The sequence below is a fragment of the Terriglobus sp. RCC_193 genome, assembly GCF_041355105.1.
GTDB lineage: Bacteria > Acidobacteriota > Terriglobia > Terriglobales > Acidobacteriaceae > Terriglobus.
Map to the genome: position 1 here is coordinate 161,541 of NZ_JBFUPK010000002.1, position 20,871 is coordinate 182,411.

The following is a 20,871-nucleotide window of genomic DNA, read 5'->3' on the forward strand; positions in this document are numbered from 1 at the left end:
CATGGGCGTTCTGCTTCTGTATTGTCGTTGGGGCCGAGGCGGACTAAAATATTATGTCCCCCGTGACATAATGCGCACTTTTAACTTGAGCGAGAACACGAGAAGCCAACTTGAATTGCTGTTATTCGTCATAATAGGTACAGCGGTCGCGATCATCTTCGCTGATCCCCAGACAGCCCGGCAAGGTATCGCGGCGGGAATGGGTTGGACAGGGATGTTGGCGAGACCAGGAAAGGCCCAGCAGTAAATGATTCTGAAGAAGACATCGTATGACTATGTCTGGTGGTCGGTCGCAGTGGTGGCCGCTTTGGCTGTCTTTGCTATGGATTGGCAAGGCGCATTGCATGCTTTTGCCCCTGCACTGCTTCTGGTTGCGCTTTGTGGAAGTGCTTTCTTAGCTTTCTTCGTAAAGCGAGGAACACCTGAGGAACTTCCGGCGCCAATACAGGCATTCACTATCGACGTGCCGGCAGAAGTAGCCTCTCTACAAGACGCTGTGTATGCACTCCCTGCGCGGACGGTGACACATTCAACGAATGCGCAACCTCACCCGGATCTAGGGAAGCACGCAATTCATGCTTCATTTCATCAACTCATTAGGAATGAGGAATTTCCGGAACTTGCCAACGAAAACCTTTCGGAACGTATGCGAGCGGTTCAGCATGCTTGGCTGGCTGTGACAACGCGGGAAGTGGCGGCAGCGAAGCGGCGTAATGTTCTAAAGGAAGCTAGCGAACTAGCGCAAATGCTCCGAGGAAAGAATCTAGCAGTTCATATTTCTGCCGAGAATGAGATCGCTATTTGCGGACGCGGGAACTCTCAAAACTGGCCTACTGTAGAACCGACCTTAGAATTTCTAGCCGGTGCGGACTCTGAGTCCTCTGACTCTTCAAGCCAATATGCCAATTGATATCTGACTAACTTGCAACTAAGCCAATGCGATTGCTTCGACTCGTAGACGGTTGATGGCAACGAAGGAGGCCGGTGCAGTTGCACCGGCCTCCTTCGTTGTAGAAGCGCCATTCGATTACTGCACTAACGGTTTTTCTTCTTCGTTCTTACGGCAGCGGCTACCTTGTCTGCGTCGTCGAGGTCGAGGAGTTTTACGCCCATGGTGGCTCGGCCTGCGGCGCGGATGCTTTTGGTGTCGATGCGGATGATCTTGCCGAACTGGTTGGTGACTTAGGCGGTCCTGGTCTTTGACGTCGGCTTGATTTCTGACGCCACGTCCTCCACAGTCCTGTTGTCCAACCATTGGTGGCGGTCGCGGGTGTAGTCGCCTTTGCCGGAGAGATTCAGGCGCGTGTGTTGTGCCGTGCCGTCGACGCCGATTCGCGGCCGATGAGTTCAAGCATTTCTACCTGGAACTGCTCGTCCGTCAGTACGTCCTGATCTTTCAAGACTCAGCCCCTCCGCAACCAGTCTGCCGCTGCTCGAAAGCAGGATGATCCCTCAGGGGCTAAAGCCCAGCAATGCAGGAAAGCGTTACGGCACGGCTGAAGCCGTGCCCTTCCGGAAGAAATGGCCGGTGCTTTTGCACCGGCCACTTTATTGAAGTTGCTACGAAGAAAGCTTCTGTGAGTTGCCTATTTACTGCACGAGCGGTTTTTCTTCTTCGTTCTTTTCTTCTGCTGGGATGGTTACGGCTGCGGCTACCTTGTCTGCGTCGTCGAGGTCGAGGAGCTTTACGCCCATGGTGGCTCGGCCTGCGGCGCGGATGCTCTTGGTGTCGATGCGGATGATCTTGCCGAACTGGCTGATGACCATGAGTTCCGTGGTTTCGTCGACGAGCTGGATGCTGCTGACCTTGCCGATTTTTGGCGTGGTGCGCATGTTGATGACGCCCTTGCCGCCGCGTGACTGGAGGCGGTAAGCATCAACGTCTGTCCGCTTGCCGAAGCCATTCTCACTGACGGTGAGGATGAGGCAGGGCGTGATGCCGATTTCCTTGTCGAGCGCTTCGATACGGGCTGCGTGTTCCTGCGGCGCAGCGGCTTCGACCACGTTCTCGTTGGGGTCGCCTTCGAGTTCGAGGGGGACGCTGGACTTTGCCTTTTGCAGATCGGCGATGGCCTGGAGGACCTGGACGAGCAAGGATGGTTTGTTCGCCTTGGCTCCCTCAGGGGCTGAAGCCCCCTTCTTCAGGGCTTCTTCAACGGACGGGCTGAAGCCCGTCCCCTTCAAAGCATCGTTCGCGGATGAGCTGAAGCCCGTGCCCTTTAAAGCATCGGTCGCGGATGAGCTCAAGCCCGTGCCCTTTAAAACGTCGTTCGCGGACGGGCTGAAGCCTGTGCCCTTCAAAGCGTCGGTCGCGGACGGGCTGAAGCCTGTGCCCTTCAAAGCGTCGGTCGCGGACGGATTCAGAGCTGTGCCGTCCTTGATTTCCTGCAGAAGTGTGGCAGAGTGCGTGATGCCGTTGGCGGTATCGAGTTTGGCGGCGAGTTCGAGGCGCTTGCGGTTGCGCGAGTCCTCAGACGGTGTGACGGCGACACCGATGACGTAGTCGCCCTTGCGGAGCGTGATGCCCTTGTTACCGCCGGCGTTGCGGCCCATGGGACGGAGGCCGCCCGACTTTTCGGGGTCGTACTTCTCTTCAAAGCGGATGGCCATGCCCTCGTGGGTGGCGAGGAACACGACGTCGTCACCAGAGGTAAGGCGGACGCCGATGAGTTCGTCTTCCTTGTCGATGTTGATGGCGATGATGCCGCGAGCCATGACGTTGCTGAAGTCAACGAGCGGTGTCTTTTTGACGATACCGTCACGCGTGGCGAAGAAGACGTATTTACCCTCTTCCTTGAGGTTGCGCACGGCGAGGTAGTTGACGATTTTTTCGCCGGGCTGGAGGGCGAGCATGGAGGCCATGTGCTTGCCCTTGCCTGCGGCGCCTACGTCTGGAATCTCATAAATCTTCATCCAGAAGACGCGGCCGGTGTTGGTGAAGAAGAGCAGGTACGCATGTGTCGAGTCGACGATGAGCGAGGCGACGAAATCTTCTTCGCGCGTCTTCATGCCGAGGCGTCCCGTACCGCCGCGGCGCTGCTGGCGGTAGGTGGAGATGGGCGTGCGCTTGAGGTAGCCGGAGTGCGAGACGGTGACGGCGACCTGCTCGTCGGCGATGAGGTCTTCCAGCTGCAGTTCGGCGGTTTCGTCCACGATCTGCGTGCGGCGGACGTCGCCGTACTTGTCGCGAATCTCTTCGAGTTCAGCGACGATGACGCCGCGCAGCTTCTTCTCCGACGCCAGGATGCTCTCGTAGTAGGCGATGTTTTCGCGGACTTTGGCGAGTTCGTTGAGGAGCTCGTCGATGGAGAGCTGGGTGAGGCGGTAGAGCTGCAGTTCGAGGATGGCGTCGATCTGGCGGTAGCTGAGGATGAGCGTGCCGGAGAGCGCGGAGCCTGCGGGTGCGGCGGGCAGCAGGGCGGAGTCAATGCCGTACTTGGCGGGGTCAAGCGTGACGCCCTGGAGTTCGGTTCCGCGGAGGTTGATGCGCTTGCCGCTGAAGTAGGCGAAGAGGTTTTCGCGGGCGTCGGCACGGTTGCTGCTGTTGCGGATGACACGAATGACGGTGTCGAGGTGGTCAAGCGCGATCTGCAGGCCGAGCAAGGTGTGTTCGCGTTCGCGGGCCTTGCCTAGGAGGAACGCGGTGCGGCGGCGGACGACGTCGATGCGGTGATCGATGAAGGCGCGGATGGCGTCCGGCAGCGGGAGCTCGCGCGGCTGGCTGTTGTGCACAGCCAGGAAGATCATGCTGAAGCTCTCCTGCATGGAGGTGTTCTTGTAAAGCTGGTTGAGCACGATCTCAGGCTGCGCGCCGCGCTTGAGTTCGATGACGATGCGCATGCCGTCGCGGTCGGACTCGTCGCGGACGTCGGAGATGTCGTCAATGATCTTGTCGGTGACGAGTTCCGCGATGCGCTTGATGAGGTTGTTCTTGTTGACCTGGTAGGGGATCTCGCTGACGATGATCGACTCGCGACCGCCCTTGAGCTCTTCCGTGGAGCACTTGGCGCGCATGAGGAAGCGACCGCGGCCGGTGCGGTAGGACTCGCGGATGTTGCGCTTGCCGAAGATGAAGCCGCCGGTGGGGAAATCCGGGCCCTGCACCGTCTGCATGACGAGGTCGAGTTCTTCATCGCGGCTGAGGCCGGTGGCGTTCACCAGGCTGATGGTGGCGTTGATGATCTCTGTGAGGTTGTGCGGCGGGATGTTGGTCGCCATGCCGACGGCGATACCGCTGGAACCGTTCACGATGAGGTTCGGGAAACGCGCGGGCAGGACCGTGGGTTCGAGCGTGGACTCGTCGTAGTTGGGGGTGAAATCGACGGTGTCCATGTCGATGTCGGCGAGCATTTCGCCCGCGATCTTCATCATGCGGGCTTCGGTGTAACGCATGGCGGCGGGCGGATCGCCGTCCACGGAGCCGAAGTTGCCCTGGCCGTCGACCAGCGGGTAGCGCATGGAGAAGGGCTGGGCGAGGCGGACCATGGCGTCGTAAATGGCGGAGTCGCCGTGGGGGTGGTAGTTACCCATAGCGTGGCCGACGACCTTGGCGCACTTGGTGTACTTTTTGTTGGCCTGGAGACCCATCTCCTGCATTGCGTATAAGATGCGGCGATGCACGGGCTTCAGGCCGTCGCGGACGTCGGGGAGAGCGCGCCCGATGATGACGGACATGGAGTAGTCGAGATACGACCGCCGCATCTCTTCTTCAATGTTGATGGGGATCATGAACGCTGCGCCGGGGCCGGTGGGCGTGTTGCCGCCGTCGCCTCCTGACCCTGCAGGTGCGGTGTCAGGAACTTTCGCGTTTTCTTCGGGGTTGTTGCCGCCGTTTGAGCCGAGGGGAAGCTGGTTCTGATCGTCTGCCATTGTCTATATCAGTATAAATGGCGGGGCTAGAAGTAATTTCAGATTTCCCCAGTTCTTGAATTAACCGGCCATCAATTGCAAAGCTTGCAATTGATTTCGTGCTAATTTCAATCTAGATGGAGATTTGAAAATTGGACCGTGGCATGCAAGGCCAATACATAAAACAAGGCAGCGGACTTTCTGCCTTTAAGGCATTTGATCCAAAACCTTTGCCGCCCGATCCTTCCCTCGAATTGTCTGCGGGGCTAAGCCGTGCGATTTCACGGGCAGACCAGATGTTGGGCCGTCTCGATGGTTTGTCATCGATACTCCGCCACCCCGATCTTTTGATCTATTTCTACATTCGTAAGGAAGCGGTCCTCTCATCCCAGATCGAAGGCACCCAATCCACGCTTTCTGAGCTTCTTCTTTTTGAAGCCGAGCCGGAACTTCGAAATGACGACATTGTGGAAGTACTCAATTACGTGGCTGCTATGCGTCATGGGTTAGAGCGTCTCAGTTCCGGTTTCCCCTTGAGTCTTCGGCTCATTAAAGAGATGCACGAACACCTGCTGCGGGAAGGACGTGGCAGCGACAGGACTCCTGGAGAATTCCGGCGTTCACAGAACTGGATTGGAGGAACATATCCCGGCAACGCGTTATACGTTCCTCCTCCTGTGCCTGAGATGAACGCAGCACTGGACTACTTTGAAAAGTTTATGAATGGTGCCGCAGAGGAGATGCCCATTCTGATTCAGTGCGCTCTTCTTCATCTGCAGTTTGAAACCATCCATCCTTTTCTGGATGGCAACGGCAGACTTGGACGTCTGCTGATGACGATGCTGTTGGTCCAAAGAGGAGTTCTCACAAAGCCTTTGCTTTATATGTCCCTTTACCTGAAGCAGAACAAAGCTCGCTACTACGAGCTGCTTCAGGAGGTTCGTTTCAAAGGAAACTGGGAAGAATGGGTACTCTTCTTTGTCGAGGGAGTAACGATCACGGCAGAGCGGGCCGTTACATTAGCCAGACAGATACTGGATCTTTTCCAGAAAGATGAAGATAAGGTTCAAACGCTGGGACCCAAGAGAGGCTCTGCCTTGCAAGTTCTGCAAGCGTTGCAGCATTCGCCTTACTCATCCGCAAAGCATATCTCCGAGAAAACAGGGCTTGCATTCAATACATGCGTATCTTCGATGCAACAACTCGAATCACTTGGAATTGTTCACGAGATCACCGGCAGGGAACGTAAGAAAACCTACCGGTATTCCGAGTACGTTACACTTCTCGACCAAGGCACAGACCTGCCATAAAAATCCACTAAGGAACCGATGTGCAGCCGGCCAAAGCCGCGACTTTTTCTCCAAGTGGTGTTCCTACTGATGCGTGCTTTTGACGACGACGGCGATGGGCGCCGCGGCGATCTGGGAAGGCGCAGGATGGTTGGCCATGAAACGGTTTGGGCGTGCGGTGATGTCGGGTGTTTTGCTGGCGGGTATGGTGGCTCCAGTGGCGGCTTCGGCGCAGGGTCCTCGGCCAGGGCAGTATGCCAGCAGCTATTACGGCAATGGCTATCGTAATGATGGCCGCAGTAACAATGGCTATCGCGATACGGATTATCGCAATGGCTACTACGGTGGTGGTTATCGTAACGATGGTCGCTACTACTATGACAACCGTCATCATGGTGTTGGACCGGGTACGGGTGCGGCGATTGGCGGCATTGCCGGTGTGGTGCTTGGCGGTCTGCTGGGCGGCGGTAAGGGTGCGCTGATTGGTGGTGCGGCAGGTGCCGGTGTGGGTGCGATTGCCGGTGCGGCGAATCAGAATTCGCATCGTAGCTACTACGGTTACTAAAAGTTTTGACTAAGTGAGGAAGGGCCGAGGCATTTGCCTCGGCCCTTCCGTTTGATCGGTTAAGAGGTTTGGTTTTCCTGATGCATTCCCATGGTGCCAGCGAATGCAGGTCCCCTTCGCTTCGCTCGAGGGCATGCTTCGGCTTCGCTCTGGATGACGGACTTCGTTCGTTAGAGCTTCACGGGATCGCACCGCTTAACGCAGGTTCTTCCGCTTCGCTCTGGATGACGAACCTCGTTCGATGGAGCTTCGCGGGATCGCACTGCCGTGCGATAACCCAGGTGAGCTTCGCGCACCTGGGGCGCCCGGTTAGAAGATCACTTCTGTGCGGAGTTAGCTGCGCACTGGAATGTTCAGGGTTGTGCCTGCGCCTAGCTTGTTTGGGTCGGCGATGTTGTTTGCCTTTGCGATGATGCCGTAGAGATTGCCGTCGCCGTAGAAGTGCTGTGCGATTTTGCTGAGCATGTCGCCGGGCTTGGTGGTGTAGGGCTGGTCCTGTCCGCCGCTGTTGATGAGTTCGTGTTGCAGGTCGGCGTATTGCGCGTCGACCTTTTTGATCTGATCCCATACGAAGTTCAGCGTCACCTGTGAAGGCAGCGTTGCCTTTACATGCAGCTTGTCGCCGGCGAGCGATACATCCTGCAGTTGCGCGCCTTCCGGGGTGAAGCGGTCGATTGCCTTCAGGACAGGTTCATACTTCTGCTGGAGTGTTGCCAGATCAGCCATTGCGAAATCTCCTTATGCATGGCTTGGATGCGCGAAATCATGTGAATGAAGAAACAAAATCGCGGGTTGTGATGGCATTCATCTTTGGCTGTTTGTGAAAGAATCATCCCGCTGCATGGCATGTGCCTTTCATCGGCACAAGATCAGAGAAGAGTGGTGGCTTACAACTATGCGTATGAATCGCAGAGGCTTTCTTGGCGGACTGGCAGCTGCTGCTGTTGTCATCTCAACCCCCAGCCTGGTGGCTGCAGCGACGCGCAGACCCAACATTGTGGTGATTCTGGCGGATGATCTTGGTTATGGCGATGTGTCCAGCTATGGCGCGAAAGATGTTGCGACACCGCATATTGATTCGCTTTCCAGGCAGGGTTTGCGATTTACGAATGCACATACGGATGCCGCCACCTGCACACCTTCGCGCTATGCCATGATGACGGGCAGCTATGCGTGGCGAAAGGACGGCATCGCGGTGCTGCCGGGCGATGCAAAGCTGCTCATCGAGCCGCAACAGGCGACGATTGCCTCTGTGTTGAAATCTGCCGGATATGCCACAGGGCTGGTGGGCAAATGGCACATTGGACTGGGCGATGGAACGATTGACTGGAATGGCGAGATCAAGCCTGGGCCGTGCGAGCTTGGCTTTGATGATGCGTTCTTCTTTGCGGCTACGGCAGACCGCGTGCCTACCGTCTATATCCACAATCATCGCGTGGTGAATCTTGATCCTGCCGACCCCATCCATGTTTCGTACAAGACAAAGACAGGCAACGAACCTACTGGAAAAGAAGACCCTGAACTGCTGAAGATGAAGTTGAGCGAAGGGCATGACGGCACCATTGTGGACGGCATCAGCCGCATTGGCTGGATGGAAGGTGGCAAGTCCGCGCGATGGGTGGATGAACAGATGGCCGCGACCTTCACTGGTAAGGCCGTTGAATTCATTGACCGCAACCATGACAAGCCTTTCCTGCTGTACTTCACGCCCAGCGATATTCATGTGCCGCGTGCTCCTGCGGAACAGTTCGCGGGCAAGAATACCTGCGGTGTGCGCTGCGACGTGATCAGCCAGTTGGACTGGAGTGTGGGACAGGTGCTGGCTGCGCTCAAACGCAATCATCTGGATGAGAACACGCTGGTCATCTTCACATCAGACAATGGGCCTGTTGTGAACGATGGCTATGACGATGGCGCGGATCGCAAGCTGGGGCAGCACAAGCCTGCGGGCCCGTGGCGTGGCGGGAAGTACTCCATACAGGAGGGCGGAACGCGTGTGCCTTTTGTGGTGCGCTGGCAGGGTACGGTGAAGCCGGGAACATCTGACGCGCTGATGAGTCAGGTGGATCTGCTGGCAAGCTTTGCCGCGCTTACAAAGCAGGCGGTTCCTGCGGGGTCTGCGCAGGATAGTCAGAATATGTTGCAGCCGCTGTTAGGGCGCACGATGACTGGCCGGGAATCGCTTGTGGAAGAGGCCACTGCTCTTGCCATTGTGGAGGGACAGTGGAAGCTGGTGGATCGTTCGCAACGGCCTGGCGTTCATACCAGGCCGGAGACGGGTGGCTTGACGGAGAAGTCCACCCGGCAGTTCTGGGGCCAGCCTGCGTATCCCACGTCGCCGCTGGAACTCTACAACCTGAAAGACGATCCTTATGAGTTGCACAATCTGGCCGGTGAACACCCGGAGATGGTGCAGAGGCTGCGTGAGAAGCTGCAACAAACACGTGCTTCTATACGCTGACGACCGGCGTTAGTTCATCCACTTACGATCGGCTGGGTTACGTTTTTCTTCTTCCGGCGCGATGTAGCGGCCGTCTTCGTCGAACTTCACAACGCGGTCCTGCTTGCGCATGTAGACCTCAAACTTGCGCGCGGCGCGACGACGCTTCCAGCGGTAATAACCGTTGCGCAGGCCGTACCAGCGTTCACTGGTGGAACCAGACAGGCCGCTGCGGTGTGCCAGTTTTGTATAGGCGTAGCCGCTGAGGCCGCAGCAGATGGCCAGCAAGGCCCACAACGCATTGCCCCCAAAGAGCAGCATCGCCACGTAAATCAGGCCGCCGATCCACACGACGTATTTCGCTTTGGCGCGGAGGACGAAGAAGAGGAGAAATTCTGTGTCGCCGAAGAAGAGGGCGAAGGAGATGAGGACACCGAATAACGGTGCGCCTACGCCGCCCACCGCGGTGGCAGGGTCCAGGTGGGGCAGAGTGACTCGTCCGCCGGTAACCAAAGGCGGCAGCGCGGTAAGCAGCGTGGTGAGGATGCCGCCGCCGACTGCCGAAACATAAAACAGTTCCGTGAACCAGCGCGATCCGCGAATGTCTTCCAGCATGGAGCCGGTGAACCACAGGTTCAGCAGCGCGAACAGAAAGGAGAGGGGGCCACCGTTGAAAAACGGGTAGGTCAGCAACTGCCAGATGTGGCCCTGACGGACGACCGACAACGGTGTGAGCAGGAAGAAAATCCCCAGAAAGCGCCACACTGAGGGCAACAGCACTGAAAACAGGCCGCTCAGCAGGTATACCGCCAGCAACGCGATGACGAGACGGCGAACGGCGCCGCGGAAGGGTGGCAGAGTAAGCGTGACTGGGTCGCGCGGGGACATCTTCCTACATTTCATCACAGTTCGTTCTCAGCATGCGTAAAGAGAGACGTGTACTCTGCTGAAGTGGCACGACCGTCTTAGCGGCTGAAGTATGCTGCACGAAACAACCCCGCGCTGCGCAGTACGCGTCTGTAGCAACAACGCACAACTGCACCTGAGCGGGAAAACGATAGTATGGGTCACCGGCACGCACCGGACCTGCAACACAACACCAAAGTTAGAGGGAACGATCATGGCAGTGACTTGCCCAGAGTGCGATAACCAGCTCGACATCGATGTGGACGAGGTCGAAGAAGGCGAAACCATCACCTGCGACGAGTGTGGGACAGAACTGGAGATTGTCTCCACGGAACCCCTGCAGATTGCGCCGGTGGACGCCGAAGGATATGACGACGAGGACGATGATTATGGCCGTTCTCATGACGAAGACGAGGACGAGGAGTAGTCGCGACTTCTCGCCGCTTTCCGTGTTTTCTTTCATAGAAGGCGGCAGCGTAACGGACAAGCCCGTTGCGACTGCCGCATAAGGTAAACCATGACGCGATTTCGTACCACGCATCTGCTTTTCGCTGGAGTTCTGCTGCTGGCGCCTGTGCTGTTTCACGGCGCATCTGCTCATGCCCAGGCAGCGGTCGCGACGCGTAATGTGACCGGCACCGTGGTCGACAAGTCCGGCGCGGCGGTGAAGGGTGCGGTCGTCCACCTGAAGGACGCGCGCGCGCTTTCTCAGCGCAGCTACATTACGGCAGAAGATGGGCAGTTTCGCTTTGCCCAGCTTTCCACGTCGACGGATTATGAACTGTGGGCAGACCTGAACGGGCGGAAATCCGACAGCAAGAATCTCAGCTCCTTCGATAACAAGAAGGTCCAGGACATAACACTGAAGCTGCCGTAATCCCGGCGGAGCGTTTTTAGTGCAGCAGGCCGGCCTGCGGAGCCTTGCCGCTGTGAACCCATGTCAACAATTCGTCAAAGGCGTGGCCGACCTCGTCCGGCGTGAAGGTGCAGTGGCCCTCGCGATGGACATACTGCTGCACCAGGTTGTCGGCAAAACCGGCGTGCGCCACTTCGCTGGCGTAGAGCGTCAGGCTATTCGCCGGGATCAACGGATCGTAAATGGTGTGCAGCGCCAGCATGGGTTTCGTCAGGCGGCCGCTGGGCCAGTAATGGGCCATCAGGTAGTTGCGCGCCTGCTTATCAGGTGCGTAGCGGTGGACACCGTCGTTCAGTGCATAGTCAGTCGCTGTGTTCACGCTGGTGCCGGTGTAAATCCAGTTGCGATTGTCGAAGGGATTGCCGCCCGCCTTCTTCTGCAGATCGCCGATGACGTACGTGAAATAGCCGATGGCGCGCGCCACCTCTACGTCAGAATGCAACTGCGTGAGTTCGCGCATGGCCAGCGCCGCATCGGGTTTGGCGCGCAGGGCGGTAAGCACTTTTTGCCGCAGCGCCTCACTCTCTTCAAAATTCGCAGGAACAGTATCCAGCGGTCCCATGAGGCCGGGGAAGTAGTAGTCGAACGCGGCGCGAATCGCGAAACGACGATCCAGATGCACGTAGCTGGGACCGACGGCACCGCACAGGTTCAGGCCGCCTGCGTAGGTGTTCTTGTTCAGCTCCAGGGTGATCATGGTCAGCGCGCCGCCCATTGAACCGCCTGCGGCAAATGTCTCGCGCGGGGCGCCGTACTTTTTGACGAAGTAACGGCGCAGCGATTCCGTGTCGGAATATCCCGCCTGGAGAGCCCATCCTGTTTCGCTGTAGCCGCTCTGAATGACGGCGAAACCGCGTTTGTACATCTGCTCCGGCTGCGCACCGATGCTGCCGTCGAGGCGGTAACGAAATGGCGATTCCGAGTAGCCGTGGTAAAAGACCACCAGCGAACGGTTCCACGATGCGGGTACATCGATGCGGTACTCCGCGCGGCCCAGCACCCCGACTTCTGTGATGGAGCCGTTGCTGCCGTGCAGCACTTCCGGTTCGCCGGTGGGCGTGGGTGATGCCTGCCCCCGCGCAGCGACTGGCAGCACCGCAAAGAATGCGGCAGCAGCGCAGCACAAAAGCCGACGTGAGGCACCGGAGTTCATGGGTATGTCTCTCAGCATATCAAGCCCTAATACGCGCCGCGTGATGACACCGTTCCCCACCCTCCCTCCTACGATGCAAAGTGAGGATGGCTCGATGCGAATGGCTGAAAATCGCCGCATGGCTATCGTCTTCTGTGAGGTCTGATGGCGGCAAAGAATTTCCGCGCGTCGCTATGTCCACAGCAGCTACGATAGCGGGAATGCCTTCCGCCGCTCCCACCGCATCGCAACGCCGCTACATGCCCGCGTGGGTCACCGGCATTCTCTACGGCGGAACATACAACGGCTTCGCGGCTGTGAGCCTCTCGCAACTGATGCCGGAACACGGCGTTTCGCTGGAGCGCACGGCGGAGATGATCACGCTGATCCTTACCGCAAGCTACGTTAGTTTTCTGCTGACACCGCTGGTGGACTGCGCTCTGCCGCGCCGCGTGTGGGCTGGATTGCTGGCCATTGCCGCAGCCGCGTGCCTCTGTTTTTCCGTGCCCATGCTGCGTGCAGCATCCGAAAACGAGGGGCATGGCCCGCACGCAACCGCGTTGATCCTGGTGCTGTTCTTCGGCTACCTGTGCAACCAGATGTACACCAGCACCATTGGCGGGATGGTGCCGAATCTTGTGCGTCCGTCGCAGCATTCCGCGGCCAGTGCGTGGCTCAACATCAGCTACCTTGCGCTTACCGGTGCAGGCGGCGCCATCTGCGTGTGGGAGGTGCGCAATCTTCCCGTTGGCATTGCCATGTTCACTGTCCCTATCCCCATTCTTCTGTGCGCCACACCACTCTTCTTCATTCCGAAAGAGGACCGCGCTCCACGCCGCGTGGGCGAAGCGATGCGCAAACTCTTCAGTGATCTGTGGGAGACGGCGCGGCAACCGAGTTATCTGTTTGCGCTGCTGGTGTTCGTCATCCCCTCTGCAACGTTCGCGCTCCAGAATCTTTTCGGCGGCATGGGTGCGGACTTTCATGCCAGCCCGGAGTTGACCAATCTCTCCGTGGGACTGCTGTTCACGATTGCATGCGCGATTGGCGCGGCGATTGGCGGACCACTGAGCAATCGCTTTGATCGCCGTTTTCTCTTCATTGCACCGGCGATGCTGGCTGCGCTTGGGTCGCTGGCGATGGCGTTTGGCCCGAAGACGCCGTGGGTGTTTGCAGCCGGACTCTTCTTTTACAACCTGATGGCAGGCATCAACTACACCGCGACCAGCGCGCTGGTCTTCCAGATTGTGGGTAAGAATAATCCACTGAGCGCTACGCAGTATGCGGTTTCGATTGCTGCCTGCAATCTGGCCATTGCGGGCTCTGTCTTCACCGATGGCAAGGGAGCGGGCCGCTTTGGAGTACGCGGCGCTTTGATCACCGATGCGTTATTGAGCCTCGTGCTGGGCTCGTTGGTTTTATTGCTTGTGTGGAAGTTTGGCGGAGGATTTCCGAAACCACCTATCGGCGAAGATGAACTTGCAGAAGCCGTGGCTGGCGCAAAGGCCACTTAGAAAATAATGCGCACGCGCGCACTGAGAAGTGTGGTGGTGTATTCCCTGGTGGCATTGGTTGGATGTATGGATACCTGCACATCAGGACCGAGATCGACGCTTTGCGTCAGACGAAGACGATAGAACGATTCGAAGACGCTCTCATGATGTTTGCCTGCACTTGGTTCGCTGTAATTGAAGGCAGCACCGAACATATCGCCCTGACGACCGAAAGGATGCACCTGGGTTAGACCTACGGCCAGGACCTCTCGTAGAGTGGTGCCCGTGTCGGTGGCCAGGGCGTAACGCACAAATGGCGCCCAGCCGCTGTTGAATTCATGTTCGGTAGAAAAGCCGCCGCCGTAGCCGCTGCCCTGACTCTTGGTATCGTCGCGCCACATGCCGATGTGGAAGCCCTGGTATCGCTTGCCGAGCGTGCCGGAGAACCAGCCGATTTCGACCGCCTCCATGTATTTTTTGTCGACCATCGTTGCGAGGCTTTTGTCCGCTCCGCCTTCTGTGTCGACTGCGACCGCGTGGATATAGAGATGACGCGTTGCCTGGTATTCGAGTGCGGCTCCACCGGCGTAGGTTCCGTTGTACGCAATCGCAGCATTTCCGTCGTTTGCGCCATTCAGGAATTGCGCGGTTTCATCGTCATTAAACATGCTGAGCGCGATGTGCTGATTGGGATGAATCTTGCCGACGTACAAGGAGAGTCTTCTGCCGAGCATGTCCTGTCGCCAGTAAAGGATGTTCAAAGTAATGGGCTGCTGTGCGCCACCACCCTGCAAACAGTTGAGCGTAAGTGCCGAACCGAGACTGTTACTTAGATTGAACTGCTGGCTGATGCCGATGTTGGTGCCGGAACGCACTAGCAGGCTGATGGAACCGGCTGAACCTTCGTTGGCGTATGCACGCCAGGCACCGGTGAAATCAAGGCGACCGCTGCCCTGATTGTGCCGGACCTGGTCTGGAGTGACTGCGGCATATTGATTCAACAGGGTGTAGGTTGCGCCTAACTTCAGCCGCTGAGACTTCGCCAGATCATCGGTCACTCGATTGATGGGGTCCATGATGCCGCGAAGCGGGTCCGGCTGAATGAGCGGCATGGCGGGTATCTTCGACAACGCTTCTGAGTCGATGTCGAGCCGCTGCCGGAGCTGGTTGGTTCGATTCGTTGACTCGGTAGACACCTGCGCCGATGGGTTCGTTTGCGTAGCGCTCGTGGGGCTGCTCTGTGCCACTGACAGGTGTGGTGCGAACAATAGCAGAAACGAATAGGTTCTCAGGTGTAGGCACGCTGCATTCCGAAGCATCTTTCGCCCTCCTGATTCTCTCGACCTGTTTGTGCCCTTCGTTTCCGGAACACGATAGTACGAGAAAAATCATGTCATCAGCGCTGGCAATTCATACAGCCGGAAGGGCCAGCGGGAGTGGCTGAACGGGCGATGGCGTTTTGATTTTTTTGAGGAGAAAGCACTAAGGAGGTGATGGTCGGGGCGGAGAGATTCGAACTCCCGACCCTCTGCTCCCAAAGCAGATGCGCTACCAGGCTGCGCTACGCCCCGACTGTGTCTATTTTACCTTTATTGAGGGCTTCCGCATCAATGGTGTGCGCCCATTGCGAAGAAACGTCCTGCAATGTATGCCAACAGCAGGATCGGAAGCGCCAGCAGCAGCATCATGCCCAGGAAGAGCGTGCCGAGAAAAAGCCAGTCGGAGAGCTGATGGCGGCGGCGCTGCTGCGGTGTGGCCGCGCGGACCGGGGTGGATGGTGCGCCATCTTTGTAGACAGGGATGGTCCCGACGGAACGCTCCAGCAGGGCGAAGTTCTTGCGGTTCGCCTTCCATGCGATGTCAAAGGCATCGCCCAGGATGGGGACCGTGCCCACGATGGTTTCAATGGCCACGTTGGTAAACATGCGTGCCAGCGTAATGCGAGGCACACCGCGCAGCCACGCGGCCAGGATGATGATCCAGGAGGCCATGGCCCCCAGGATGTCGCCGATGCCAGGGATCAGGCCAATGATGCCGTCGAGGCCGAAGCGAATCTGCGTACCGGGGATGCGCAGAAAGTCATCCAGCAGATGCGCGAGTGCGTCGAGGTTGCGGTCGCTGAAGAAGTCGCCGCCACCGCCGAAGCGTGGGCGCAGGATTTCGGGTTCGGAAGTGGGACGTGGCGGCATTGCTTTGTCTATTCAACTCGCTTTCCCGCCACAGGGAAAGTCATACCCGCAGGAAAATGCGTTTGCGGTAGAGCGGCAGCACGATGAGCCATGTGACCAGCACGGCAATCAGCCCATAGCAAAGCTCCGGCCAGCCGTGCCCCGGTATGAGCCAATCCAGCCTGTAATGCAGGGTACGCAGGATGTTTCCGTCTGCGGTTTTGATCTGCGAAAAGATGGGCGGCAGCAGCTCTGACACCATGTACGCCAGGATGGAGTTGGTGCCGAAGACCATGAGTGGTTTGTAGATGGCCGGAGCTTCGTTGGCTGAAAGCCCCTTGCGGCCCCAGCGCTTCGCGTCGATGACGTAAACCGAGACGGCCAGCAGAAGCAGGCTCAGACCGCCAGCGAGGAGCGAGAACGAACTGGTCCACAGCTTCTTGTTGATGGGGAAGACGATGTTCCACAGCAGGCCCGAGGCGGTCAGCGCAACACCGGCCACGGCGATGCCAGCAGCCTTGCTGGCGTTGGAGCGCTTGGTGCGCAGCCACATGCCTGCCAGCACGCCATACAGAGCGGTGCTGATGGAGGGCAGCGTGGAGAGCAGGCCCTCAGGGTCGCGCACGCGCTGGTAGAGATGCTGCGGTGCAAAGATGGCGCGGTCTATGTAAGCGGTCAGGTTGCAGTTGGGGTCGTTGATGGGAATTTCATGTGTTGGCAGGCCGCATCCGGGGACGGTTACATAACGCATCAGGAGCCAGTAGCTGACGAGGCAGGCGACGGCGATGACAGCCTTGTCCTTCCAGCCGGAGCGCAGCAGGCACAGCGTTCCCACGATCAGGTAGCAGATGGCTGTCCGCTGCAGCACACCGTAGAAACGGATGCTGTCCAGATGTTGAAAAGGAAAGGTATTTACGATGAGCCCGAAGAAGACCAGGATGACGGAACGACGCAGCGTGTGCAGAAACAATGTGCGCCGCGAAGCGCCTTTGGCGAGACGCGCCGCCATGGATAAGACCACCGACAGTCCCACAAGAAATAAGAACGTGGGGAAGACGAGGTCAGTCAGCGTGAAACCGTTCCATTGCGCATGACGCAGTTCGAAGAAGCCATTGTCTCCAGGCTGGTTGTTGACCAGGATCATGAATGCGATCGTGAGTCCGCGCAGAAGATCAACGCTGAGCAGGCGTTCTGTGCGTGGTGCTGCTACTGTTGCGGTGCTGACAATATCGGAGTCGGGCGTGCGGGCAAAATCCGGATCAGCAGAAGTGGCATTCGCGGGCATGGAGGAAGCATAAGGCCTGAGAACGGCTTTTGGATGGTACAATCGTACCTGTAATGGCGGCTATAGTTCAGGGGTTAGAACGCGGGTCTGTGGCACCCGATGTCGAGGGTTCAAATCCCTCTAGCCGCCCCAAGAATTAAGCAACGGACACCTAACCGGTGTCCGTTCTTCTTTGCAGTGTGAGAGGCTGTTGGGCATGGCTCTCTTCGCAGGCACCTCCGGTTGGGCGTATGCAACGTGGAAGCCGGGATTCTACCCGGACAAGTTGCCACAGAAGCGGTTTCTGGAGCATTACGCCACGCGGCTGAACTCCGTGGAAGTGAATTACACCTTTCGCGCGCTGCCCACAGAAACACAGCTTGCCGGATGGATGGAGGCTGCGGGGCCGGAGTTCCGGTTCTCGTTCAAAGCGCCGGAGATCATCACGCATCGCAAACGACTGAAGGAATGCGGCGACGCGGTCGACCGCTTTCTTACCGCACTGACGCCGGTTCGGAATGCTGGCAGGATGGGGGCGTTGCTGTTTCAACTGCCGCCGAACTTCAAGGTTGATGTTGCAAAGCTGGAGGACTTCCTCTCCCTGCCCCAGATGGCACATGCGGGACGTGTGTGTTTTGAGTTCCGTAATGTGTCATGGTTCGACGAGGCGACATGGAGCGTTCTGCGCCGGTTTAACGCTGCTGTGTGCATCGCGGAAAGCGAAGACCTGAAGACGCCTGAGGTCCAGACCGCCAAAGACTTTGCCTGCTACCGTCTGCGCATGGCAGGTGGGTACGACGACGTGACCATTGCCGATCAGGCCGCGAAGTTTCACGCGCTGGCCGCGGATCGCGATGTGTTTGTGTATTACAAGCACGAAGACGATCCCGCGGGGCCGCTGGCAGCAGAGGCGATGCGGCTGCAGGCGGCAGAGCTTTAGAAATTACCGCGAAATCCGAGGGTGCGAAGTTTGGTGCGGTTCAGCGTGGCGTGGATACCGTCGTGCGGAAAGCTGGACCATGTGCCCACCTCCGCCGCAGTGAGAGCGCGAAGCGCTTCCGATTCGTTGCGGAAACGTACGGGGCGCAGGTGACGCAGCGCGTGGTCCGGGCCGGGCGAGTCTCCGACGAGTTCCGCGTACAGCCACAGTCCCATGCCCAACATGCGCAGTTGCAGGTGAAAGAAATGTTGCTCCATCCGGCTCTACCGTAACGCATCCGGTACGCTAATGCCACACGCGCCACTTTACGCATCCTAGCGTGCAGGACTTTATGCAGACTTATGCTCGTCGACTTGCTCTTGTAGTTGCATTTGCTCTTCTTCCTCTTTCCGGCTGCAAACGCACGCAACAGATCATTCATCACGCCACCAGCAGTGAGCCGGATTACACGCCGCAGATTCTTGCCGCCATTACGCCGGGGCACATGGACGGGATGAAGTATCCCGACTTCACCGACATCCAGGCGCAGGTGAACAATCTGTATGACGCGCACGACTTCGACCTGTTGTGGGTAAAGGGTGGCAAGCCCACCGCCCAGGCGGATGCGATGCTGCAGGAGTTTTCCAATGCCATGCAGCGCGGCCTGCGCCCGGAGGATTACGACTCCAGCCGATGGGACGAACGCGTGGCAAACCTGAAATCGCCGGAGGGTGCCGCGCTGTTTGATGTGGCGCTGACCGTCAACACGATGCGGTATCTCAACGATCTGCATCAGGGCCGCACGAATCCTGCGCACTTCACCTTTGGGGTGAAGGGTTATAACGAGAAAAAGCTCGACGTGGTCACGGTTCTCAACACGCAGATCATTGCTGCATCGGATGTGACCGCTGCAGTGGACGCGGTGGAGCCGCAGTCGCTGCAGTACAAAGCGTTGAAGACTGGGCTGAAGCACTACCTTGATCTGGTTCCGCAGGACCACATTGCACTGCTGCCAGAGATGAATCCCTCTGCCAGGTCCATTGCGATTACGGCCGGCTATCCTGCGCTGCAGCCGTTGCAGCAGAAGCTGGCGCTGCTGGGTGATTACAGCGGTGACGCGAATGTCAGCGCTTCTTCAGCGGACCTGACAGAAGCACTGAAACACTTCCAGCATCGTCATGGTCTGAACGAAGATGGCAAACTTGGCAGCGCCACGATCGATGCGTTGAATACACCGACCACCGCGCGGGTTACGCAGATTGCAGACACGATGGAGCGGTGGCGCTGGCTCAATGATGACTATCAGAATGCCGCCATCGTTGTGAATCTGCCGGAGTTTGAGTTACGTGCCTTTGAAGGCACCGGCAGCGAGCATCACGAGGTGTTCCGCATGAACGTGGTGGATGGCAAGAGCGATGACGACACGCACCACACGCCCGTGATTGCAGAACAGATGAAGTACCTTGTCTTCCGTCCTTACTGGAATGTGCCGCCGTCGATTGCGCGCAAAGAGATTATTCCGCACATGCAGAAACAGCCGGGCTACCTGAGCGCGAAGAACTACGAGACAGTGGACCTGAAGGGCAACGTCGTTTCACCAAACATTGCCGCCATCGACAAGGGGACGCAGATGGTGCGGCAGAAGGCGGGCACCTCGAACTCGCTGGGACTGGTGAAATTCATGTTCCCCAACCAGTTCAACGTCTACCTGCACGATACGAATGAGAAAGCGCTGTTCGCACGCACACGCCGCGACTATTCGCATGGCTGCGTTCGTTTGCAGGATCCGCCGAAGCTGGCGAACTGGTTGCTGCGCGACAACTCCAAGTGGGATGAAGACTCCATTGCCGATGCTATGAACGATGGGCAGGACAACAAGACGGTACTGCTGCCCAAGCCCATTCCCGTTGTCGTCTTTTACGGCACGGCATGGAGCGACGATGGCGAGATGCACTTCTTCCGTGACATGTATGGCTATGATGACGACCTGGAGAAGACACTGAACGCCGGACGTCCTTATCCGCAGAAGCCGATGAGGGCCGTGACGGAGAAGGACGCGTAACCTGCGTGATCCTGACTCATGAAAATCCGTCGTGAGCGGAACCGCATCCCAACATGCCATCATCCTGAGCGGAGTGTAGTCGAAGGACCTGCTTGCCTCTGTGCCATTACGATGCTGCCATGAAGAAATGACTTCTGCGATTGCAGCGTAGAGTCACCTTGCCCGGGAAATTGTAGTGATGAGAAAGAAAGCAGGGCCTTCGGCTACGCTCAAGATGGCGACCTTCGGTCGGAGGAGCTTCGCTTCGATACAAGGATGGTTACGGCTGGAATGCGGCTTCGCGATGGAGCAAAATTTAGTGCTGTGCTTCTTCCAGCTTGTTGACCTGGTCAGGCGTCAGTTCTCCGCGAATCTGCAACTGCATATGCGTGTATGCCTGCTCCAGCTCGGCACGCGCCTGTGCCGTGCGCTGAATCTCAGTGAACAGGTCGCTTTCTGAAGCGCTGTTGCTGCGCTTCAGAGAATCCAGCTTCGACTGCTGCTTTACAAACGCGTCATAGCGCTGCTGCAGCGTGTCGCGGTTCTGCGAGAAGACCTGGTCCATACGCTTCTGCTGGTTGCCGTTCAGGCCCAGCGTTTTGGCCACGCCCTTGTTGTCCCACCAGCGCCCGGAAACGCTGTTGCTACTGTTGCTGCTGTTGCCACGGGAGCCGCCGCGCATACCGCCTGAGCCATCGCCGTGCGGCATACCGCCGCCACGTATGCCGCCCATCCGGCCACCGCCACCGGGCATGCCCATGCCGCCGCCCGGACCGCCGCCCGGACCACCAGGGCCCTGGGCGTACGCTGCCGTAGCCGCCATCATCAGGCAGCCCATCAGCAGTATCCGGCTATTGCGTCCCAGCGTCATCCATCCCTTCCAGCGAACT

General features: G+C 58.1%; 18 protein-coding genes, 2 tRNA genes and 1 pseudogene. 10 read left to right on the forward strand and 11 right to left on the reverse strand.

What is annotated here, in order from left to right:
* The first annotated feature begins 247 nt into the window (after positions 1–247).
* The gene (locus AB6729_RS09335; RefSeq protein WP_371081343.1) at positions 248–910 is read left to right on the forward strand and encodes a hypothetical protein; all 663 of its coding nucleotides are present in this window, start codon (positions 248–250) and stop codon (positions 908–910) included.
* A gap of 125 nt (positions 911–1,035) precedes the next feature.
* On the opposite strand, the pseudogene AB6729_RS09340 reads toward AB6729_RS09335, so the two are convergent.
* Positions 1,036–1,182 (reverse strand): annotated as a pseudogene (locus AB6729_RS09340) (DNA gyrase C-terminal beta-propeller domain-containing protein); the annotation flags it as partial.
* 408 nt (positions 1,183–1,590) lie between these two features.
* On the reverse strand, positions 1,591–4,869 hold the full coding sequence (gyrA, locus tag AB6729_RS09345; RefSeq protein ID WP_371081344.1) for a DNA gyrase subunit A: 3,279 nt from the start codon (positions 4,867–4,869) through the stop codon (positions 1,591–1,593).
* A gap of 131 nt (positions 4,870–5,000) precedes the next feature.
* Between gyrA and AB6729_RS09350 the strand changes: the two genes are divergently transcribed.
* Both AB6729_RS09350 and AB6729_RS09355 read left to right on the forward strand, forming a co-directional pair.
* Positions 5,001–6,158: a Fic family protein gene (locus AB6729_RS09350; RefSeq protein WP_371081345.1), complete on the forward strand. Its 1,158-nt coding sequence runs from the start codon at positions 5,001–5,003 to the stop codon at positions 6,156–6,158.
* 136 nt (positions 6,159–6,294) lie between these two features.
* Positions 6,295–6,702, forward strand: a complete 408-nt coding sequence (locus tag AB6729_RS09355; protein WP_371081346.1) for a hypothetical protein — start codon at positions 6,295–6,297, stop codon at positions 6,700–6,702.
* A 333-nt stretch (positions 6,703–7,035) separates the two neighbouring features.
* Here the strand turns inward: AB6729_RS09355 and AB6729_RS09360 are convergent, their stop codons facing one another.
* Entirely contained in the window at positions 7,036–7,428 is a 393-nt protein-coding gene (locus AB6729_RS09360) for a LysM peptidoglycan-binding domain-containing protein (RefSeq protein WP_371081347.1), read from the reverse strand.
* 169 nt (positions 7,429–7,597) lie between these two features.
* On the opposite strand from AB6729_RS09360, the gene AB6729_RS09365 reads away from it, so the two are divergent.
* Positions 7,598–9,163: a sulfatase-like hydrolase/transferase gene (locus tag AB6729_RS09365; RefSeq protein ID WP_371081348.1), complete on the forward strand. Its 1,566-nt coding sequence runs from the start codon at positions 7,598–7,600 to the stop codon at positions 9,161–9,163.
* Positions 9,164–9,172: 9 nt separating this feature from the next.
* Here AB6729_RS09365 and AB6729_RS09370 read toward each other — a convergent pair whose 3' ends face one another.
* Positions 9,173–10,030, reverse strand: a complete 858-nt coding sequence (locus tag AB6729_RS09370) for a rhomboid family intramembrane serine protease (protein ID WP_371081349.1) — start codon at positions 10,028–10,030, stop codon at positions 9,173–9,175.
* A 232-nt stretch (positions 10,031–10,262) separates the two neighbouring features.
* Between AB6729_RS09370 and AB6729_RS09375 the strand changes: the two genes are divergently transcribed.
* Both AB6729_RS09375 and AB6729_RS09380 read left to right on the forward strand, forming a co-directional pair.
* Positions 10,263–10,475, forward strand: coding sequence for a hypothetical protein (locus tag AB6729_RS09375; RefSeq protein WP_371081350.1), 213 nt, complete (start codon positions 10,263–10,265; stop codon positions 10,473–10,475).
* A gap of 90 nt (positions 10,476–10,565) precedes the next feature.
* Positions 10,566–10,925 (forward strand): carboxypeptidase-like regulatory domain-containing protein, encoded by a 360-nt coding sequence (locus AB6729_RS09380; protein ID WP_371081351.1) that lies wholly within the window; start codon positions 10,566–10,568, stop codon positions 10,923–10,925.
* 16 nt (positions 10,926–10,941) lie between these two features.
* Here the strand turns inward: AB6729_RS09380 and AB6729_RS09385 are convergent, their stop codons facing one another.
* On the reverse strand, positions 10,942–12,117 hold the full coding sequence (locus AB6729_RS09385) for an alpha/beta hydrolase (RefSeq protein ID WP_371081352.1): 1,176 nt from the start codon (positions 12,115–12,117) through the stop codon (positions 10,942–10,944).
* Positions 12,118–12,317: 200 nt separating this feature from the next.
* Between AB6729_RS09385 and AB6729_RS09390 the strand changes: the two genes are divergently transcribed.
* Complete coding sequence (locus AB6729_RS09390) at positions 12,318–13,610, forward strand: MFS transporter (RefSeq protein WP_371081353.1); 1,293 nt, start codon at positions 12,318–12,320, stop codon at positions 13,608–13,610.
* On the opposite strand, the gene AB6729_RS09395 is transcribed toward AB6729_RS09390, so the two are convergent.
* The 4 genes from AB6729_RS09395 to AB6729_RS09410 form a co-directional block, all read right to left on the reverse strand.
* Positions 13,607–14,701, reverse strand: coding sequence for a carbohydrate porin (locus tag AB6729_RS09395; RefSeq protein WP_371081354.1), 1,095 nt, complete (start codon positions 14,699–14,701; stop codon positions 13,607–13,609). The two genes, AB6729_RS09390 and AB6729_RS09395, sit on opposite strands and share 4 nt — an antisense overlap.
* Positions 14,702–15,083: 382 nt before the next feature.
* A tRNA-Pro gene (locus tag AB6729_RS09400) sits at positions 15,084–15,160 on the reverse strand.
* Between the two features lie 36 nt (positions 15,161–15,196).
* Positions 15,197–15,778 carry a DUF4112 domain-containing protein gene (locus AB6729_RS09405; protein WP_371081355.1) on the reverse strand — a complete coding sequence of 194 codons (582 nt, stop codon included), beginning with the start codon at positions 15,776–15,778 and terminating at the stop codon, positions 15,197–15,199.
* Between the two features lie 40 nt (positions 15,779–15,818).
* On the reverse strand, positions 15,819–17,042 hold the full coding sequence (locus AB6729_RS09410) for an acyltransferase family protein (protein ID WP_371081356.1): 1,224 nt from the start codon (positions 17,040–17,042) through the stop codon (positions 15,819–15,821).
* A gap of 56 nt (positions 17,043–17,098) precedes the next feature.
* Here AB6729_RS09410 and AB6729_RS09415 point away from each other — a divergent pair.
* Together AB6729_RS09415 and AB6729_RS09420 are read left to right on the forward strand one after the other, a co-directional pair.
* A tRNA-His gene (locus AB6729_RS09415) sits at positions 17,099–17,174 on the forward strand.
* 64 nt (positions 17,175–17,238) lie between these two features.
* Complete coding sequence (locus tag AB6729_RS09420; RefSeq protein ID WP_371081357.1) at positions 17,239–17,961, forward strand: DUF72 domain-containing protein; 723 nt, start codon at positions 17,239–17,241, stop codon at positions 17,959–17,961.
* Here the strand turns inward: AB6729_RS09420 and AB6729_RS09425 are convergent.
* The gene (locus AB6729_RS09425; RefSeq protein WP_371081358.1) at positions 17,958–18,218 is read right to left on the reverse strand and encodes a hypothetical protein; all 261 of its coding nucleotides are present in this window, start codon (positions 18,216–18,218) and stop codon (positions 17,958–17,960) included. The genes AB6729_RS09420 and AB6729_RS09425 overlap by 4 nt on opposite strands.
* Before the next feature lie 74 nt (positions 18,219–18,292).
* Between AB6729_RS09425 and AB6729_RS09430 the strand changes: the two genes are divergently transcribed.
* A complete protein-coding gene (locus AB6729_RS09430) occupies positions 18,293–20,002 on the forward strand; it encodes a murein L,D-transpeptidase (RefSeq protein ID WP_371081359.1) in 1,710 nt (569 codons plus the stop codon).
* Positions 20,003–20,297: 295 nt separating this feature from the next.
* On the opposite strand, the gene AB6729_RS09435 is transcribed toward AB6729_RS09430, so the two are convergent.
* A complete protein-coding gene (locus tag AB6729_RS09435) occupies positions 20,298–20,852 on the reverse strand; it encodes a hypothetical protein (protein ID WP_371081360.1) in 555 nt (184 codons plus the stop codon).
* Positions 20,853–20,871: the final 19 nt, after the last annotated feature.

Excerpts from the sequence above, each read along its gene's own strand:
- AB6729_RS09335 (WP_371081343.1), top strand. The coding sequence starts at position 248 with ATGATTCTGAAGAAGACATCGTATGACTATGTCTGGTGGTCGGTCGCA.
- gyrA (WP_371081344.1), bottom strand. The coding sequence starts at position 4,869 with ATGGCAGACGATCAGAACCAGCTTCCCCTCGGCTCAAACGGCGGCAAC.
- AB6729_RS09355 (WP_371081346.1), top strand. The coding sequence starts at position 6,295 with ATGAAACGGTTTGGGCGTGCGGTGATGTCGGGTGTTTTGCTGGCGGGT.
- AB6729_RS09360 (WP_371081347.1), bottom strand. The coding sequence starts at position 7,428 with ATGGCTGATCTGGCAACACTCCAGCAGAAGTATGAACCTGTCCTGAAG.
- AB6729_RS09365 (WP_371081348.1), top strand. The coding sequence starts at position 7,598 with ATGCGTATGAATCGCAGAGGCTTTCTTGGCGGACTGGCAGCTGCTGCT.
- AB6729_RS09370 (WP_371081349.1), bottom strand. The coding sequence starts at position 10,030 with ATGTCCCCGCGCGACCCAGTCACGCTTACTCTGCCACCCTTCCGCGGC.
- AB6729_RS09375 (WP_371081350.1), top strand. The coding sequence starts at position 10,263 with ATGGCAGTGACTTGCCCAGAGTGCGATAACCAGCTCGACATCGATGTG.
- AB6729_RS09380 (WP_371081351.1), top strand. The coding sequence starts at position 10,566 with ATGACGCGATTTCGTACCACGCATCTGCTTTTCGCTGGAGTTCTGCTG.
- AB6729_RS09385 (WP_371081352.1), bottom strand. The coding sequence starts at position 12,117 with ATGAACTCCGGTGCCTCACGTCGGCTTTTGTGCTGCGCTGCTGCCGCA.
- AB6729_RS09390 (WP_371081353.1), top strand. The coding sequence starts at position 12,318 with ATGCCTTCCGCCGCTCCCACCGCATCGCAACGCCGCTACATGCCCGCG.
- AB6729_RS09395 (WP_371081354.1), bottom strand. The coding sequence starts at position 14,701 with ATGCCGCTCATTCAGCCGGACCCGCTTCGCGGCATCATGGACCCCATC.
- AB6729_RS09405 (WP_371081355.1), bottom strand. The coding sequence starts at position 15,778 with ATGCCGCCACGTCCCACTTCCGAACCCGAAATCCTGCGCCCACGCTTC.
- AB6729_RS09410 (WP_371081356.1), bottom strand. The coding sequence starts at position 17,042 with ATGCCCGCGAATGCCACTTCTGCTGATCCGGATTTTGCCCGCACGCCC.
- AB6729_RS09420 (WP_371081357.1), top strand. The coding sequence starts at position 17,239 with ATGGCTCTCTTCGCAGGCACCTCCGGTTGGGCGTATGCAACGTGGAAG.
- AB6729_RS09425 (WP_371081358.1), bottom strand. The coding sequence starts at position 18,218 with ATGGAGCAACATTTCTTTCACCTGCAACTGCGCATGTTGGGCATGGGA.
- AB6729_RS09430 (WP_371081359.1), top strand. The coding sequence starts at position 18,293 with ATGCAGACTTATGCTCGTCGACTTGCTCTTGTAGTTGCATTTGCTCTT.
- AB6729_RS09435 (WP_371081360.1), bottom strand. The coding sequence starts at position 20,852 with ATGACGCTGGGACGCAATAGCCGGATACTGCTGATGGGCTGCCTGATG.